Source organism: Xanthomonas sp. F1 (assembly GCF_014199855.1).
In genome coordinates, this window is sequence record NZ_JACHOK010000001.1 from 1,038,040 (window position 1) to 1,054,890 (window position 16,851).

The window sequence follows — 16,851 nt, forward strand, 5'->3', positions numbered from 1 at the left end:
AGGCACGCGCAACCGCGGCGCGGCATGCTCGGGGAGGGGTGACACGACCTAGCTCAGCGCGGCGGCGCCTGCTGCATGCTGCTGCGCCAGGCGTCCAGGAACTGTCGCCGCTTCAGCGCATCCAGGTACACCAGCAGGCCGGGACCCAGCGCGATCGGGCGGAACGCCGCGGCCGCGGCCGGCCCACCCTGCACCGCCCTGCCCGGCTGCGACAGGATCGGCTGCAGCCGCGCCTCGCGCGACAGCACCTGTTGCCCGCGCGGCGACAGCAGGTAATCCAGGAAGCGGCGCGCCTCGGCCGCATGCGGGCTGTCGCGCGGGATCACCGCGGTGCGCAGCGCGACCAGGGTGTAATCCTCCGGCTGCACGATCGCCAGCGGCGCGCCGGCATCGATGCGCGCCTGCGCATACGAGCCCAGCACGTTGTAGGCCAGCAGCAGCTCGCCACGCGCGACCTTGTCCAACAGCACGCCGGTGCGCTCTTCCAGCACCACCTGGTTGTCGCCCATCGCCGCCAGCAGCGCGCCGGCCATGCTGCCGAGCTGACTGTCCTGGGTCGCGAACAGGTAGCCCACGCCGCTGCGTTCCACATCGTAGGTGCCGATGCGCCCGCGCAGCGGCATGCCCGGCGCGCGTAGCAGCTCCAGCAGCCGGCGGCGGGTGCGCGGCACCTGCGCGGCCGGCAGCCGCGCGGTGTTGTAGACGATCGCCACCGGCTCGTAGCTGATGCCGAACAGCTCGTGCCGCCATTGCGCCCAGGCCGGCAGCGCCTCGGTCTGCGGCGAGCGGTGGGCCAGCGCGTGGCCGTCGTTCACCAGCTTGGTCTGCAGGTCCATGCTGGCGCTGATCAGCAGATCGGCGCAGCGCGGGCCGGAGCCAGGATGCAGATAGCGTTGGTAGATGTCCCAGGCGATCGCGTCCTGGTACAGCACCTCGGTCTGCGGATGCAGGCGCTGGTAATCGCCGATCACCGCGGCGAACACCTCGATGTCGGTCGAGCCCTGGATGCACAGTTGCGCGGTGGCGGCGCCTTGTGCCGGGAAGCGACGCACGTCGCCGGGCGCGGCCAGCGCGCTGCCGGCGAGCAGCACGGTCAGCAGCAGCGGCAGACGGCGCAGCAGCATGGATAGGCTCATGGATGCAACCTCGGCAGATGCAGGCTGGCGATCAGGCCACCACCCACGCGGTTGGACAGATCGATGCGCCCGCCATGGGCTTCGACCACGCGCTTGACGATCGCCAGGCCCAGCCCGGCGCCGCCGGCGGCCGCGCCCTCGCCGCGCACGAAGCGCTCGAACACGCGCTCGGCCTCGGCCGCGGCGATGCCCGGGCCGTGGTCGGCCACGGTCACCACGCAATCGTGCGCGCTGCAGGTCAGCGCCACCTGCAGCGCGCCGTCGCCGCCGTACTTGCAGGCGTTGTCGATCAGGTTCTTGATCGCCTCGCGCAACAGCAGCGCATCGCCGCGCACCAGCGCCGGTTCGCTGGCGATGGCCAGTTGCACGCGCGGCCGCGGCGAAGCTTGCGGCACGGCCTCGTGCAGCGCCTGATGCAGCACTTCGGCCAGGTCGACGCTGGCGTAGCGCTGCAGGTTCGAACGATGGATCACGCTGGCGTCGCTGAGCAACTGGTTGAGCAGGCGGCTCATGTGCGTGGCGTTGCGCTCGATCGCCTCCAGGCTGCGGCGCATCTCGTGCGGATCGTCCTCGTCCAGCGCCAGTTGCGCCTGCGCGCGCAATGCCGCCAGCGGCGTGCGCATCTGGTGCGCGGCCTCGGCCATGAAGGCGCGCAAGGTCTCGTTGCTGCCGGCCAGGCGCGCCATGAAGCGGTTCAGCGCCGCCACCATCTGCTGCATCTCCTGCGGCGCGGTCGCGGCCACCGGCTTGAGCTCGGACGGTTCGCGCCGCGACAGTTCGCGCTCCAGCGTGCGCAGCGGCCGCAGCGCGCGCGACACGCCCAGCCACACCAGCGCCAGGGCCAGCAGCGACAACAGCGCGATGGCGACCAGTGCGTGCAGCACCACGTCCTGCGCCAGCGCCTCACGCGCGCGCCGGGTCTGCCCCACCTGCACCCACACCTGGTCCTGCGCCGCCGCCGAGGACACCCGCCGCGACACCACCGCAAAGCGCACCGGCTCGCCGCTGTAGATCGCGTCGAACAGGCGCGGCGGCGCGCTGGCGCGCGGCAGCGACGGCGCCGCCGGCAGGTCGTCGTAGCCAGTGATGGTGCGCCCGCGCGCGTCGAACACGCGGTAGAACACCCGGTCCTCCGGCGCCATCGCCAGCAGGTCCAGCGACGCATACGGCAGGTCCACCTGCCATTGGCCGCCGGCCAGCGCCACCGAATCGACGATGGACAGCGCCGAGGACACCAGCAGGTGGTCATAGGAGCGATTGGCGGCACGCTGGCCGTAGTCGCGCGCGACGAAGAACAGCGCCACCGCGCCGAGCAGCGACAGCGCGCCCAGGTAGCGCAGCAGCGTGCGCCGGATCGATGGCGCCGGCGGCGCGGCCTCAGCCATCGGCGTCCGCCGCCGGATCCGGCGGCGTCGCCGCCGCCTCCAGCTTGTAGCCGACGCCGCGCACGGTGACGATGCGCAGCGGCGCGTCGGCCAGTTTCTTGCGCAAGCGCCCGACGTACAGCTCGATCGCGTTCGGCCCGGCCTCGTCGTCGAAGCCGAACAGGCCGTTGCCGATCTCGTCCTTGCCCACCACTTGGCCGATCCGGCCGATCAGGATCTCCAGCAGGCGGTACTCGCGATTGGGCAACTCGATCGGCGTGCCGTCCAGGCTGACGCTGTGCGCGGCGTTGTCGAAGGCGAAACCGCCGAGCTGCACCACCTCGCTGGCCTGGCCGCGATTGCGCCGCAGCAACACCCGGCAGCGCGCCTCGAACTCGCGGAAATCGAACGGCTTGCCCAGGTAATCGTCTGCGCCCACGTCCAGCGCCTGCACGCGGTCCTCGATCCCGTCGCGCGCGGTCAGCATCAGCACCGGCGTGGTATCGCCGCGCTCGCGCAGGCCAGCCAGCACGCGCAACCCATCCAGCCCCGGCAGGCCGATGTCCAGCACCACCAGATCGAAACGCTGATAGCGCAACACCCCGGCCGCACTCAAGCCATCGCGCTGCCAATCCACCGCATGCCCGCTGCGGCGCATGCGCCGCACGATCGCATCGGCGAGATCGGCGTTGTCTTCTACCAGGAGCAGGCGCATGTGTCGGGATTCGGGAATGGGGATTGGGGATTCGCAAAAGCGGCCCCGCGCACGCCGGATGCTAACGCGCTTGTGGCAAAGCAGACAGACGCAGTGCGCTGTTGCCCATCCCGAATCCCCAATCCCCAATCCCGGCCCCACCGACAGGTCGATGACAGCTACGTCCGACTAGGCTGCGTCCATGCCGGTCCGCGGCCGTTGCGGGCGGACCGATCCAATCGCTGCGACACGCACCTGGGAGGGGACGTGGAACTGAAGACTCTGACATGGGGCAGCGCCTGCGCGCTGCTGTGCCTGGCCGGATCGGCGCGCGCCGCCGCGGATGAGGACGGCCCGGTGACCGCAGAATTCGGCGGACGCCTGCACTGGGATTTCGCCCACTTCGACAACGACCAGCGCGGCACGCCCAATCCCGACGATACCGAGATCCGCCGCCTGTGGCTGGACGTGTCCGGCAAGTTTTTCGGCTTCGGCTACAAGGTCGAGGGCGATTTCGCCGGGCTGCAGGACGATTTCAACGGCAAGGGCATCGAGGCCAAGGACGTGTACATCACCCGCACGTTCGGCGCCGGCATGCTGACCGTGGGCCAGTTCAAGCAGTACTTCACGCTCGACGACCGCACCGGCTCCAACTTCGGCCAGTTCCTGGAGCGCAGCGGCGCGGCCAGCACGCTGGCGCCGCTGTACCGCAAGGCGGTGTCGTGGCAGGCCGCGGGCACCGATACGACCTGGGCCGCCAGCGTCTACAGCCTGCAGAGCATCGACGTCTCCAACGTCCGTGGGCACGCGTTCGGCGGCCGAGGCACGTGGGCGCCGGGCGCGCGCGACGGCGACGTGCTGCACCTGGGCCTGTCGCTGGCGCACGAGCACTACGACCATCCCGGTGCCGGCGGCGCGCCGGCGCTGAGCATCCGTCCGCGCCCGGCCGGGCATCTGTCCGACGACAGCCGCGTCACCCTGGCACGCTTCGCCGACGGCCGCGACACCGACGTGGACAAGTGGTCGCTGGAGTACGCGCAGGTGCGCGGGCCGTTGTCGTGGCAGGGCGAGTTCAGCGGCGGTGCGTTCGACGACGGCGCGCAGCGCGCCGACGTGATGTCCGCCTACGGCTTCGTCAGTTGGTTCGCCACCGGCGAATCGCGCCGCTACGACCGCAAGACCGGGCGTTTCACCCGCATCAAGCAGGTCAATCACACGTACGGCGCGTTCGAACTGGCGCTGCGCTACGACCGCATGTGGGGCGAGCAGCACCGCGATGGGCAACCGGATCTGCTCGACGCCTCCACCGCCTCGTGGACGCTGGCCGGCAACTGGTACCTCAAGCCGAACCTGCGGCTGATGCTCAACCTGATCGACAGCCGCAATCGCGATCACCTGGCCGGGGTGACGCTGGACCACACGCGGGCGATTACGGGGCGGTTTCAGTATGACTTCTGAAAGCCGGGACCCGGGACCGGGGACCCGGAAAAGCGCGACTGCGCGATCTGAGGCTTTACCGACTTGCGTTCTCCGGGTCCCGGGTTCCCGGTCCCGGGTCCCGGCTTCTCCACCCTGCACCTTTTAGGAACCTCTCCCCATGCTGACCGCGCTCGGTTTCGGAATGGTCATTACCTTCATGTACCTGATCATGAGCAAGCGGCTGTCGCCGCTGGTCGCGCTGATCATCGTGCCGATCGTGTTCGCGCTGGCGGGTGGGTTCGGCACCGGCATCAACGAGATGATGCTCGAGGGGATCAAGAAGATCGCGCCCACCGGCGTCATGCTGATGTTCGCGATCCTGTACTTCGGGGTGATGATCGACGCCGGCCTGTTCGATCCGCTGGTGCGGCGCATCCTGCGCCTGGTCAAGGGCGACCCGATGAAGATCGTGGTCGGCACCGCGGTGCTGGCGCTGCTGATCTCGCTCGACGGCGACGGTTCCACCACCTACATGATCACCGTCTCGGCGATGCTGCCGCTGTACCGCCGCCTGGGCATGAACGCATTGAACATGACCTGCGTGACCATCCTCGCCGGCGGGGTGATGAACCTGACGCCGTGGGGCGGCCCGACCGCGCGCGCGGCCACCGCCCTGCACGTGGACCCGGCCGACGTGTTCGTGCCGCTGGTGCCGGCGATGGCGCTGGCGATCGCCGGCATCCTGGTGCTGGCCTGGTACCTGGGCATGAAGGAGCGGCGCCGGCTCGGCGTGGTGACGCTGCCCGGCGATGCCTGGATGGACGGCAGCGTCGCCGACGACGGCGAGGCGCTGCCCACCGTGGAAGACGCCGAGGACATCAAGCGGCCGCGGCTGCTGTGGGTGAACCTGGCGCTGACCCTGGCGCTGATGGCGGCGCTGGTGATCGGCGTGCTGCCGATGCCGGTGCTGTTCATGATCGGCTTCGCCCTGGCCCTGCTGATCAACTACCCGAACCTGGCCGAGCAGCGCCGCCGCCTGGTCAACCATGCCGGCAACGTGCTGTCGGTGGTGTCGCTGATCTTCGCCGCCGGCGTGTTCACCGGCATCCTCTCCAACACCGGCATGGTCGAGGCGATGTCGCGCAGTTTCCTGGCGGTGATCCCCGACGCCTGGGGCCCGTACCTGGCGGTGATCACTGCGCTGGCGAGCATGCCCTTCACCTTCTTCATGTCCAACGACGCCTTCTACTTCGGCGTGCTGCCGATCCTGTCAGAGGCCGCCAGCCACTACGGCATCACCCCGGTGGAAATGGCCCGCGCCTCGCTGGCCGGGCAGCCGGTACACCTGCTCAGCCCGCTGGTGCCGTCCACCTACCTGCTGGTCGGCCTGGCCAAGGTCGACTTCGCCGACCACCAGCGCTTCACCCTGAAGTGGGCGGTGTTGATTTCGCTGCTGCTGATGGCGGGCAGCCTGCTGTTCGCGCTGTATCCGTTGGCGCGATGAAGCCGGGACCCGGGACCCGGGACCCGGGACCCGGAAAAGCGTAACGCCACGATCTGAAGCTTTACCGACTTCCGTTCTCCGGGTCCCGGGTCCCGGGTCCCGGCTCCCCACCACCAAGGAACTCACACATGACCCTCCGCATCGCCTACGTCACCAGCGGCATGGGCAGCATCGGTACCGCGATCTGCCAGAAGTTGGCGCGCAACGGCCATACCGTGGTCGCCGGTTGCGGGCCGGACTCGCCGCGCAAGTCGGCGTGGCTGCGCGAGCAGCGCGAGCTCGGGTTCGACTTCATCGCCTCCGAAGGCAACGCCACCGACTGGGATTCCACCGTGGCCGCGTTCGCCAAGGTCAAGGCCGAGGTCGGCGAGATCGACGTGCTGGTCAACAACGCCGGCGGCAGCCGCGACATGCTGTTCCGGCAGATGGGCCGCGAGGATTGGCAGGCGGTGATCGCCAGCAATCTGCATGCGCTGTTCAACATCACCAAGCAGGTGGTGGACGGCATGACCACGCGCGGCTGGGGCCGCATCGTCAACATCGGCGCGGTCAGCGCGCAGAAGGGCCAGATCGGCCAGATCAACTACGCCACCGCCAAGGCGGCGATGCAGGGCTTCAGCCGCGCGCTGGCGCAGGAAGTGGCCTCGCGCGGGGTCACCGTCAACACCGTCTCGCCCGGCTACATCGCCAGCGCGGCGATCAGCGGCTTCCCGCCGGACGTGCTCGACCGCCTGGCCAGCTCGGTGCCGCTGCGGCGGCTCGGCAAGCCCGAGGAGGTGGCCGCGCTGTGCGCCTGGCTGGCTTCCGACGAGGCCGCCTACGTCACCGGCGCGGACTACGCGGTCAACGGCGGCCTGCACATGGCCTAGGGCACACCCTCGCCCTCCCACAGATGATGCGCCTCGGTTGCGCGTGCATACAGCGGGGAAGCACGAGGGCGGGACGTGCATCCAGGCCCGCGCAGTGACACGGCGACGCGTCCGCGCGCGCGCCCATTCTGATTGGATCTGGCCGGCACGCCGCGGCGTACGCGGGGAGGTACGGCGTACCCTGCTACTGTGGCAGCGATGCGGCCGCGGCACGCAAAGCGCCGCGACACCTGCCTGGCATACACTGCCGGTTCCGCTTCGTCCGTCGCGCCCGCTCCGCATGCCCGAAAAACCCGAACCCGGCGCGCCCGCCGCGCGCCTGCAGATGGCCGACATCGCGCGCATGGCCGGCGTCTCCGAATCCACGGTGTCGCGCGCGCTGGCCGACAATCCCGTGGTTGCCGAACGCACCCGCGCCTACATCAAGCAGCTCGCCCGCGATGCCGGCTACCGGGTCGATCCGGTGGCGCGCAGCCTGCGTTCGCGCCGCTCCAACATCGTCTGCGTGGCCGTGCCGCTGATGCACGCGCACGAACAGCCGCTGTCGGACCCGTTCATGATGACCATGCTGGCGCTGCTCGCCGACGCGCTGACCGCGCGCGGCTACAGCATGCTGCTGTCCAAGCTGGACCAGCACCAGGACCACTGGGTCGAGGACCTGGCGCACAACAGCCGCGCCGACGGCGTCATCATGCTCGGCCAGAGCCACGAGCACGCCTCGCTCGACGCCGCCGCACGCGGCGGCCTGCCGATGCTGGTGTGGGGCAGCCGCATCGACGGCCAGGCCTATGCCAGCGTCGGCAGCGACAACCTGCGCGGCGGCGAACTGGCCACTGCGCACCTGATCGAGCACGGCCGCCGGCGCATCGCCTTCCTCGGCGACGAACAGCTACCGGAAGTGGCGCCGCGCTTCGCCGGCTATCGGCGCATGCTCGAGACGCACGGCCTGGCGTTCGACCCGCGGCTGCACGCGCGCAGCCATTTCCTCAGCGAGGACGCCTACCGCCTGACTCGGGCGATGCTGAAGAAGACCGACCCGCCGGACGCGGTGTTCGCCGCCTCCGACGTGATCGCACTGGGCGCGATCCGCGCCCTGATCGAAGCCGGCCACCGCGTGCCGCAGGACATCGCCCTGGTCGGCTTCGACGACATCCCCCTGGCCGCCTACAGCCAGCCACCACTGACCACCGTGCGCCAGGACCTGGCGCACGCCGCCACCCTGCTGGTGGACGGCGTGCTGAACCTGATCGCCGGCGTGCCGGTGGACTCGGTGGAGCTGCCGGTGAGTCTGGTGGTGCGGGAATCTGCTTGAAGCCGGGACCCGGGACCGGGGACCCGGAAAAGCACGACACTCCGAACTGAGAACTTCCGTTCTCCAGACGCAGGAAAAGCCAAAGCACCGCGATCCGAAGCTTTACCGACTTCCGTTCTCCGGGTCCCCGGTCCCGGGCCCCGGGTCCCGGCTCCTCACCAACCCCATCGCCACCGCCGCCAACAGCATCAGCGCGCCGGCCAGGCGGATCACGTTGCGCGGGTCGCCCTGCAGCAGGCGGTCGTAGTACAGCGGCAAAGTCACGATCTGGATCAGCATCGGCAGCACGATGAACAGGTTGAACAGGCCCATGTACACGCCGGTGCGTTCGGGCGGGATGCTGTTGGCCAGCATCAGGTAGGGATTGCCCATCATGCTGGCCCAGGCCAGGCCGATACCGATCATCGGCAGCAGCAACAGCCAGCGGTCGTGGATCGACGGCAACACGCACATGCCGACGCCGGCGGCGACCAGGCAGGCGGCGTGCGTCGCCTTGGGGCCGAACTTACGCGCCACCGGCACCATCGCGAACGCGGCCAGGAAGGCGACGAAGTTGTAGAAGCCGCCGATCTGCCCGTTGACCAGGCCGGCCTCGCGGAAGCCGTGCGAATCGGCCACGGTTGTGCCGAACAGGGTGGTGGACAGCGACAGCACGATGTACTGCCAGTAGCAGAACATCGCATACCACTGGAACAGCATCACCGGCGCCATCTGCCGCATCGTCGGCGGCATCTGCCGCACGGCGTCGACGATCTCGCGCAGCGTCGCCAGCGGCCCGACCGCGGCGCTGCGCAAGCGTTGCAGCTGCGCCGGCGGCAGCACCGGCTCGCGCACGCTGCACGCGGTGAGCAGGATCGAGGCGGCGGAGAACCCCGCGCCGATCGCGAACGCGGCGATGGTGACGTAGGGAATGTGGTGGTCGTTGGCCGCGTCCTGGTTCATGCCCAGCCATACCAATAGCGGTGGGGTGACATAGGCCAGGGTCTGGCCGAGGCCGGTGAACGCGCTCTGGGTCAGGTAACCCAGGGGCCGCTGCGGCGGCGCCAGCACGTCGCTGACCAGCGCGCGGTACGGCTCCATCGCCACGTTGTTGGCCGCATCCAGCATCCACAGCAGCGCCACCGCCATCCACAGCGCCACGCTGAAGGGCATGGTCAGCAGGCACAGGCTGCAGACCAGCGCGCCCACCACCATGTACGGCATGCGCCGGCCCCAGCGGGTCACGGTGCGGTCGCTGAGCACGCCCACCACCGGTTGCAGCACCAGCCCGGTGATCGGGCCGGCGAGCCACAGATACGGCAGGTCTGCGTGGTCGGCGCCCAGGTAGTTGTAGATCGGGCTCATGTTGCTCTGCTGCAGCCCGAAGCTGTACTGCACGCCGAAGAAACCGGCGTTGAGCGCCAGCACGCGCGAGAGCGGAAGCAGGGGACGATCGGAGCGCATCAGCATCGGCATCGGCCTGGACGGAGCGGGCACACGGGAGGCGTGCCGTAGCGGCGGAGCGGAGTGTGGCCGCGCCTGCAATCGTTTGTAACGCTGCGTTGCACCATGCAGAATGCCTCGATTTCTCAACGTAAAGGTGAGCGCGAGCGCCACGGGCTGATTTGCTGCACTGCAAATTGCAATCGATTGTGGACAGCCTTATCTGTAGCCCGCCGCACCCACCGTCCGCGCCGCGCCCTGCCCACTCCGGCGGCGGCGCGCCGCCACCTACTGCACCACTCGCTTCGGGAGAGACAGCGATGCACCACCCTTCGATCCGCCTGCAGACCCTGGCCCTGGCCGTCGCCGCGGCGCTGGCCGCACCGGCTGCGCTCGCGCAGCAGGCCACGCCCGCCACTGCCGACGCCCCGGCGGCGCAGGGCGACGTGGTCAGCCTGGACTCGGTGTTCGTCACCGGTACCGCCACGCCCAAGAGCAAGCTCAAGTCCAGCGTGTCGGTGAGCACCGTCGGCGCCGAGGCGATCGAGCAGTCGGCGCCGCGCAGCACCGCCGAGATCTTCCGCAACATTCCCGGCATCCGTTCCGAATCCACCGGCGGCGAAGGCAACGCCAACATCGCCGTGCGCGGCCTGCCGGTCGCCTCCGGCGGCGCCAAGTTCCTGCAATTGCAGGAAGACGGCCTGCCGGTGCTGGAGTTCGGCGACATCGCCTTCGGCAACGCCGACATCTTCCTGCGCGCCGACTACAGCCTGGAGCGCATCGAAGCGATCCGCGGCGGCTCGGCCTCCACCTTCGCCAGCAACTCCCCCGGCGGCATCATCAACTTCATCAGCAAGACCGGCGAGACCGCCGGCGGCAGCGTCGGCCTCACCCGCGGCCTGGGCGGCTACGACAACACCCGCCTGGACTTCGACTACGGCGCACCGTTCGCCGAGCACTGGCAGTTCAACGTCGGCGGCTTCTACCGCCGCGGCGATGGCGTGCGCGATGCCGGCTACACCACCGACAAGGGCGGCCAGCTCAAGGCCAACCTGACCCGGCTGTTCGACAACGGCTACGTGCGCGTCTACGCCAAGTACCTCAACGACCGCGCCGCCGGCTACCTGCCGGTGCCGACCCGGGTCAGCGGCAGCGACGGGTCGCCGCATTTCGGCAGCATCGACGGCTTCGATCCCGGCACCGACACGCTGTACAGCCCGTACTTCCGCAGCAGCGCCACCCTCGACGGCGGCAACAAGCCTTCGCGGGTGGAACTGGGCGACGGCATGCATCCGCTGTCGCGCGCCTTCGGCGCCGAAGCGCAATTCGATATCGGCGGCGGCTGGACCCTGACCGACAAGTTCCGCATCGCCGACACCTCCGGCCGCTTCGTCTCGCCGTTCCCGGCGCAGGTGGCCGATGCAAGCGCGCTGGCGGCGAGCATCGGCGGCGCCGGCGCCAGCCTGCGCTACGTCGACGGCCCCAACGCCGGCCAGACCTACAGCGGCCTGGCGCTGCGCACGCATCTGTTCAACGTGCACCTCAACGATTTGGGCAACGCAGTCAACGACCTCAGCCTGGCGCGCGACTTCGCGGCCACCAGCGGCGGCACGCTCAACCTCAAGGCCGGCTGGTACACCTCGCGGCAGACCATCGACGTGGACTGGACCTGGAACTCCTACGTGCAGTCGCTGGCGCACCGCCCGCGGCTGCTGAACGTGGTCGACGCCGGCGGCGGCCTGCTGTCGCAGGACGGCCTGTACGCCTACGGCGTGCCGTACTGGGGCCTGGACGTCACCCGCCATTACGACGTGCGTTACGACATCAACGCGCCGTACCTGGCGCTGAGCTGGGAGCAGGGCCCGCTGAGCGTGGACGGCAGCCTGCGCTACGACATGGGCCGCGCCCGCGGCAACACCGCCGGCGGCCTGTTGGCCAGCAACGTCGATGTCGACGGCGACGGCGTGATCGAGGCGCCCGAGCGCAGCGTGGCGACCATCGACTACGCCAACCCCAAGCCCGTGCGCTACGACTGGAACTACCTGTCGTACTCGTTCGGCGGCAACTACATGCTCAGCGACGATCTGGCCGCGTTCGCGCGCTACAGCCGCGGCGCCCGCGCCAACGCCGACCGCCTGCTGTTCGGCGTGGTCCGCGCCGATGGCTCGGTGTCTTCCAACGAAGCGGTGAACTTCGTCAAGCAGCTCGAAGGCGGCCTGAAGTGGCGCAGCGGCGGGCTGAGCGTGTTCGCCACCGCCTTCGCCGCGCGTACCCAGGAGCAGAACTACGAAGCCACCACCCAGCGCTTCTTCGACCGCACCTACAAGGCGCACGGCCTGGAACTGGAAGCCGCATACCGCACCGGCGGCTTCAACCTCAACGGCGGCCTGACCTGGACCGACGCCACCATCGACAAGGACCAGATCACCCCGGCCAATGCCGGCAACACCCCGCGTCGGCAGGCGCGCTTCGTGTGGCAACTGACCCCCAGCTACCGCGGCGAGCGCTACACCGTGGGCCTCAACGCGATCGGCACCACCTCGGCCTACACCCAGGACAGCAACCAGCTGAAGATGCCCGGCTACACCCAGGTCAACCTGTTCGGCGATTACCGCATCACCGATGCGCTGACCGTCTCGCTCAACGTCAACAACCTGTTCAACACCTTCGGCCTGACCGAAGCCGAGGAGGCCTCGATCGCCGATGCGTCCTCCGGCGTGATCCGCGCGCGCTCGATTCCGGGCCGCACCTCCAGCATCAGCCTGCGCTACGACTTCTGACGAGGACCGCACATCCGCGCCCCGCTCTCCGGGGCGCGGCCAAGCCCCCCCATGACCGCACCCGCTCCTTCCGCACTGTCCGCGCTCGCCCACACCCTGTGGCAGGCGCATCTGCAACCGGACACCGCCGCCGCACTGCTGCCGCGCCTGCAGCGCCACGGCGAACGCCTGCTGGCCCCATTGCACACGCTGTACGGCGCGCATCCGGCGTTCGCGCAGTGGCTGCCGCAGTGGCTGACGCAACTGGCCGCCGCGGCCAATGCGCGGCCGCCGGCGCTGCGCCAGCTCGATGCCGAGCGCGCGCCCGACTGGTTCGCGACGCCGGCGATGCTCGGCTACAGCGCCTACGTCGACCGCTTCGCCGGCACGTTGCACGGCGTCGGCGAACGCGTGCCCTACCTTCAGGAACTGGGCGTGCGCTACCTGCACCTGCTGCCGTTCCTGCGTGCGCGCGACGGCGACAACGACGGCGGCTTCGCGGTCAGCGACTACGGCCAGGTCGAACCACGGCTCGGCGACACCGCCGACCTGGCGGCGCTGACCGCACGCCTGCGCGCGGCCGGGATCAGCCTATGCGCCGACTTCGTGCTCAACCACACCGCCGACGACCACCCCTGGGCGCTGGCGGCCAAGCGCGGCGATGCGGGGTATCTGGACTACTACCACCACTTCCGCGACCGCAGCACGCCGGATGCCTATGAACGTACCCTGGGCCAGGTGTTCCCGCACACCGCGCCCGGCAACTTCACCTGGGTGGAGGAGGCCGACGCCTGGCTGTGGACCACGTTCTATCCCTACCAGTGGGACCTGGACTGGAGCAATCCGGCGGTGTTCGGCGAGATGGCGCTGGCGCTGCTGCACCTGGCCAACATGGGCGTGGAGGTGTTCCGCCTGGATTCCACCGCCTACCTGTGGAAGCGCCCCGGCACCGACTGCATGAACCAGCCGGAGGCGCACACGATCCTGCAGGCGCTGCGCGCGCTCACCGACATCCTGGCGCCGGCGGTGCTGCTGAAGGCCGAGGCGATCGTGCCGATGGCGCAGTTGCCGCCCTACTTCGGCGAAGGCACCGCGCGCGGCCACGAATGCCACCTGGCCTACCACAGCACGCTGATGGCGGCCGGGTGGGTGGCGCTGGCCGAGCAGCGCGGCGACATCGTGCAGGCGGCGATCGCGCACACGCCGGCGCTGCCGCCGGCCTGCGGCTGGCTCAGCTACGTGCGCTGCCACGACGACATCGGCTGGAACGTGCTGCAGCGCGAAGCCGCCGGCGGCGATGGCGTCGCCCCGTTTGCGCTGGCACGCACCGCCCAGTTCTACGCCGGCCGTACGGCGGACAGCTACGCGCGTGGCGAAGCGTTCCAGAGCAGCGGCGATGGCGTGCACGGCAGCAACGGCATGAGCGCGGCACTCACCGGCATCGCCGCCGCGCTGGACGCGCACGACGCCGACGCGCTGGAACTGGGCGTGCGCCGCCTGCTGCTGCTGTACGCCGTGGCGCTGGCGATGCCGGGCATCCCACTGCTGTACATGGGCGACGAACTGGCCCTGGGCAACGACGAGGACTATCGCCAAGACCCACTACGCCGCCACGAAGGCCGCTGGCTGCATCGCCCGGTCATGGATTGGTCGCGCGCGGCGCAGTGCCACGACCGCGGCGCGCTTGCCGGCCAGGTCTACACCCGCCTGCGCCACCTGATCGCTGCGCGCGCGGCTACCGCCGCGCTGGCCGCCGACCAGCCGCTGCGCGCGGTGCCGCTGGGCGATCCGGCCCTGCTCGGCCTGGCGCGCGGCGATGCATTCGTGGCGGCCTACAACTTCAGTGCGCATCCGATGGCAGTGGATGTCACCGATGCACTTGGAGAAGGTGACTGGCAAGTCATCGCCGATGGCAGCAACGATCCGGCAACGCTGGTGCATTGGGATGGCATCCTGCCCGCGTATGGCCTGCGTTGGTGGCGGCGCGACTGAGCCGGAAACAGCAGTGGCGTCTATAAGCGCCGGTGCTGTACAGCTGCGCTTGCGAGTGCGTGCAGTCGGGACTGAAGTCCCTCCCACAGGCGCGCTCCCTGGCTGGCACGCAATGGCACATCTATGCCTCGTAGGAACGGCTTCAGCCGCGACCAGCGTCAATGGGAACGCCCGTCGCGGCTGAAGCCGCTCCTACGGATGACGGAGCAAGGGTGGCTCCAGTGCAGCGCGACAATGTCGGCTGTCAAAGCGAACTAGACCGCTTCGCCATCACCAGCAACCGAAACATCCACCAGACCATGATGGCAAGTCGCTCTTGCCATCATCGCGATCGGCGAGCCCTTACTTCCCGCGCAGCATTCCCAGCAACGCCTCTGCCGCCGCCTCGGACGAGGCCGGGTTCTGCCCGGTCACCAAGCGGCCATCCTCGACCACGTGCACGCCCCAGTCGGCGACCTTGCTGTACTGGCCACCCAGCCGCTGCAGTTCGTCCTCGACCAGGAACGGCACCACATCGGTCAGACCCACCGCGGCTTCCTCGCCGTTGGTGAACCCGGTGACGCGGCGGCCCTGCACCAGGGGTGTGCCATCGGCCGCGCTCACCCGGCGCAGCACGCCAGGCGCATGGCAGACGAAGCCGATCGGCTTGCCGGCGCGCGCGAACGCTTCGATCAGCGCGATGGAGTCGCGGTCCTCGGCCAGGTCCCACAGCGGGCCGTGGCCGCCCGGGTAGAACAGCGCGTCGTAGTCGTCCATGCGCACCGACGCCAGCGGCTGCGTGTTCGCCAAGTGCTGCTGCGCCGCCGGGTCGCCCTTGAAGCGGCGGGTGGCCTCGGTCTGCGCATCCGCCGCATCGCTCTTCGGATCCAGCGGCGGCTGGCCGCCCTTGGGCGAGGCCAGGATCAGTTCGGCACCGGCGTCCTGGAACGTGTAGTACGGCGCGGCGAATTCTTCCAGCCAGAAGCCGGTCTTTTTGCCGGTATCGCCCAGCCGGTCGTGCGACGTCAGTACCATCAGGATCTTCATGCGGGTCTCCTCGTGAGGGGAAGCGGCCAATGCGGGGGCAGGCCGGGCGCCGCAGTATCGGCAGCCGCACATTCGCGGCGGGTGAGCGGCGTGTGGCGCCGTTCAGTCCACCTGGTCCATGCGAATGCGGTTGGCGAACAGCGAGAACGCCAGCATCCCGGCCAGGCCGCTGGCGCGCGCCACCCAGGTCGGCAGCCAGCGCGGCGGCGCCAGCACGCCGGACTCGAACAGCGGCGCGAACGCGGCCACGTCCTCCAGCGCCATCTTGCCGGCGAACAGCCAGCGGCACAGCGGCAGGCGGTCGCGCTGCAGCGCCTGGCGGAAGAAGGTGTGCACCGACACCAGCCCGCGCAGGTACACGGTGTCCTTGGTGAAGGCAGCGCCGCCGGTGGTGGGGACGCCGCGGAACACGCGCTGCGCCGAGGAGAAGCTCTCTGCGGGAGACTGTCCGGCCGCGTCGAAGTAGCGGTACACCTCGATGAAGTCGGCACCGTCGCGGGCCAGCGCGATCGCTTCGATGCGCAGGCTGATCCGCTTCATCCGCTCGATGTCGATGCTGCCGGTGATCTGCTCGGCGAACGTCGCCAGGCCTTCCTGGGTGGCGGTGGTGCGCGGCGAGGACAGCGCCAGGCTCGGCAACTGCGCCTGCTGGCGGCCGTTGAGCGCGGTCAGCGAATGCACCAGCGCCTCATGGTGGAACAGTTGCGCGCGGTCGTAGTCGCTGAAGTGCGCACCGGAGCGCAAGCGGATGCGCTGCGCGCCGGCGGCGGCCTTGGCCAGCAGGTCCGGATCCAGTTCCACCGTGATCACCCGCGCGCCGAAGAATTCGTCCAGGTCGCGCTGCAGCAGCAGGCGCAAGGCGGTGGCCGAGACCGGCACCTGTTCCTCGGCCGAGAACAGCTCGCGGTCCAGCTCCTGGGCGATGCGGATGAAATGGCCGGCGGCCTCGCGGGTGGTGGGACCGTGGCCGGGCATCGGGTCGTCCGGCACCCCGAACAGCTGCGCCGAGTACGCGCCTACTGCCGGCGTGCCGAGCGCTTCCAGCAGGGCCGCGGCCAGATCCCAGCTGCGCACCGAAGCCTGCAGGTAGGCGCCGAGCGGATGCGCCGGATCGGCGGCCTGGGCGATCGCCGCCAGCTCGCGGCGGGTGTCAGTGAAATCCAGCGTGGGGTAGTGCACCTGCGGCAGCTGCGGCTGCCCGCGCGCCACGCTCTCCAGGAACGGCGCCTGCAACGCCACCGGCCAACTGGCCAGGGCCAGCAGGCGGATGCCGCGCACCGCCTTGACCAGCCGCGTATCGAGCGCAGCGTGATGGCGGATCTCGGCCGGCAGCGCGCGCTTGGCCACGGCCGGC

General features: G+C 69.8%; 12 protein-coding genes. 6 read left to right on the forward strand and 6 right to left on the reverse strand.

What is annotated here, in order from left to right; genetic code table 11:
• Positions 1–53: 53 nt before the first annotated feature.
• Genes GGR71_RS04250 through GGR71_RS04260 form a run of 3 tightly spaced genes read right to left on the reverse strand, consistent with a single transcriptional unit; the run spans position 54 to position 3,215 of the window.
• Positions 54–1,136, reverse strand: coding sequence for an ABC transporter substrate-binding protein (locus GGR71_RS04250; protein ID WP_456362578.1), 1,083 nt, complete (start codon positions 1,134–1,136; stop codon positions 54–56).
• Positions 1,133–2,521, reverse strand: coding sequence for a sensor histidine kinase (locus tag GGR71_RS04255; RefSeq protein WP_160961793.1), 1,389 nt, complete (start codon positions 2,519–2,521; stop codon positions 1,133–1,135). The genes GGR71_RS04250 and GGR71_RS04255 overlap by 4 nt, the downstream gene beginning before the upstream one ends.
• On the reverse strand, positions 2,514–3,215 hold the full coding sequence (locus GGR71_RS04260; RefSeq protein WP_160961790.1) for a response regulator transcription factor: 702 nt from the start codon (positions 3,213–3,215) through the stop codon (positions 2,514–2,516). Before GGR71_RS04260 ends, GGR71_RS04255 begins: the two co-directional genes overlap by 8 nt.
• Positions 3,216–3,461: 246 nt before the next feature.
• Between GGR71_RS04260 and GGR71_RS04265 the strand changes: the two genes are divergently transcribed.
• The 4 genes from GGR71_RS04265 (at position 3,462) to GGR71_RS04280 (ending at position 8,298) form a co-directional block, all read left to right on the forward strand.
• The gene (locus GGR71_RS04265) at positions 3,462–4,652 is read left to right on the forward strand and encodes a porin (RefSeq protein ID WP_160961787.1); all 1,191 of its coding nucleotides are present in this window, start codon (positions 3,462–3,464) and stop codon (positions 4,650–4,652) included.
• Between the two features lie 139 nt (positions 4,653–4,791).
• On the forward strand, positions 4,792–6,117 hold the full coding sequence (locus GGR71_RS04270; protein ID WP_160961785.1) for a CitMHS family transporter: 1,326 nt from the start codon (positions 4,792–4,794) through the stop codon (positions 6,115–6,117).
• A 128-nt stretch (positions 6,118–6,245) separates the two neighbouring features.
• Positions 6,246–6,986, forward strand: coding sequence for an acetoacetyl-CoA reductase (gene phbB / locus GGR71_RS04275; protein ID WP_160961783.1), 741 nt, complete (start codon positions 6,246–6,248; stop codon positions 6,984–6,986).
• Positions 6,987–7,266: 280 nt separating this feature from the next.
• Positions 7,267–8,298, forward strand: coding sequence for a LacI family DNA-binding transcriptional regulator (locus GGR71_RS04280; RefSeq protein ID WP_160961781.1), 1,032 nt, complete (start codon positions 7,267–7,269; stop codon positions 8,296–8,298).
• 102 nt (positions 8,299–8,400) lie between these two features.
• Here GGR71_RS04280 and GGR71_RS04285 read toward each other — a convergent pair whose 3' ends face one another.
• Positions 8,401–9,741, reverse strand: coding sequence for an MFS transporter (locus GGR71_RS04285; RefSeq protein ID WP_160961806.1), 1,341 nt, complete (start codon positions 9,739–9,741; stop codon positions 8,401–8,403).
• Positions 9,742–10,040: 299 nt separating this feature from the next.
• Between GGR71_RS04285 and GGR71_RS04290 the strand changes: the two genes are divergently transcribed.
• Entirely contained in the window at positions 10,041–12,500 is a 2,460-nt protein-coding gene (locus GGR71_RS04290; protein ID WP_184451639.1) for a TonB-dependent receptor domain-containing protein, read from the forward strand.
• 51 nt (positions 12,501–12,551) lie between these two features.
• Entirely contained in the window at positions 12,552–14,471 is a 1,920-nt protein-coding gene (locus GGR71_RS04295; RefSeq protein ID WP_184451641.1) for an alpha-amylase family glycosyl hydrolase, read from the forward strand.
• Between the two features lie 342 nt (positions 14,472–14,813).
• Here the strand turns inward: GGR71_RS04295 and GGR71_RS04300 are convergent, their stop codons facing one another.
• The gene (locus tag GGR71_RS04300; RefSeq protein ID WP_160961776.1) at positions 14,814–15,497 is read right to left on the reverse strand and encodes a type 1 glutamine amidotransferase domain-containing protein; all 684 of its coding nucleotides are present in this window, start codon (positions 15,495–15,497) and stop codon (positions 14,814–14,816) included.
• Positions 15,498–15,599: 102 nt separating this feature from the next.
• Positions 15,600–16,844 carry a flavohemoglobin expression-modulating QEGLA motif protein gene (locus GGR71_RS04305; protein ID WP_160961774.1) on the reverse strand — a complete coding sequence of 415 codons (1,245 nt, stop codon included), beginning with the start codon at positions 16,842–16,844 and terminating at the stop codon, positions 15,600–15,602.
• Between the last annotated feature and the right edge of the window lie 7 nt (positions 16,845–16,851).

Excerpts from the sequence above, each read along its gene's own strand:
- GGR71_RS04250 (WP_456362578.1), bottom strand. The coding sequence starts at position 1,136 with ATGAGCCTATCCATGCTGCTGCGCCGTCTGCCGCTGCTGCTGACCGTG.
- GGR71_RS04255 (WP_160961793.1), bottom strand. The coding sequence starts at position 2,521 with ATGGCTGAGGCCGCGCCGCCGGCGCCATCGATCCGGCGCACGCTGCTG.
- GGR71_RS04260 (WP_160961790.1), bottom strand. The coding sequence starts at position 3,215 with ATGCGCCTGCTCCTGGTAGAAGACAACGCCGATCTCGCCGATGCGATC.
- GGR71_RS04270 (WP_160961785.1), top strand. The coding sequence starts at position 4,792 with ATGCTGACCGCGCTCGGTTTCGGAATGGTCATTACCTTCATGTACCTG.
- phbB (WP_160961783.1), top strand. The coding sequence starts at position 6,246 with ATGACCCTCCGCATCGCCTACGTCACCAGCGGCATGGGCAGCATCGGT.
- GGR71_RS04280 (WP_160961781.1), top strand. The coding sequence starts at position 7,267 with ATGCCCGAAAAACCCGAACCCGGCGCGCCCGCCGCGCGCCTGCAGATG.
- GGR71_RS04285 (WP_160961806.1), bottom strand. The coding sequence starts at position 9,741 with ATGCGCTCCGATCGTCCCCTGCTTCCGCTCTCGCGCGTGCTGGCGCTC.
- GGR71_RS04290 (WP_184451639.1), top strand. The coding sequence starts at position 10,041 with ATGCACCACCCTTCGATCCGCCTGCAGACCCTGGCCCTGGCCGTCGCC.
- GGR71_RS04295 (WP_184451641.1), top strand. The coding sequence starts at position 12,552 with ATGACCGCACCCGCTCCTTCCGCACTGTCCGCGCTCGCCCACACCCTG.
- GGR71_RS04300 (WP_160961776.1), bottom strand. The coding sequence starts at position 15,497 with ATGAAGATCCTGATGGTACTGACGTCGCACGACCGGCTGGGCGATACC.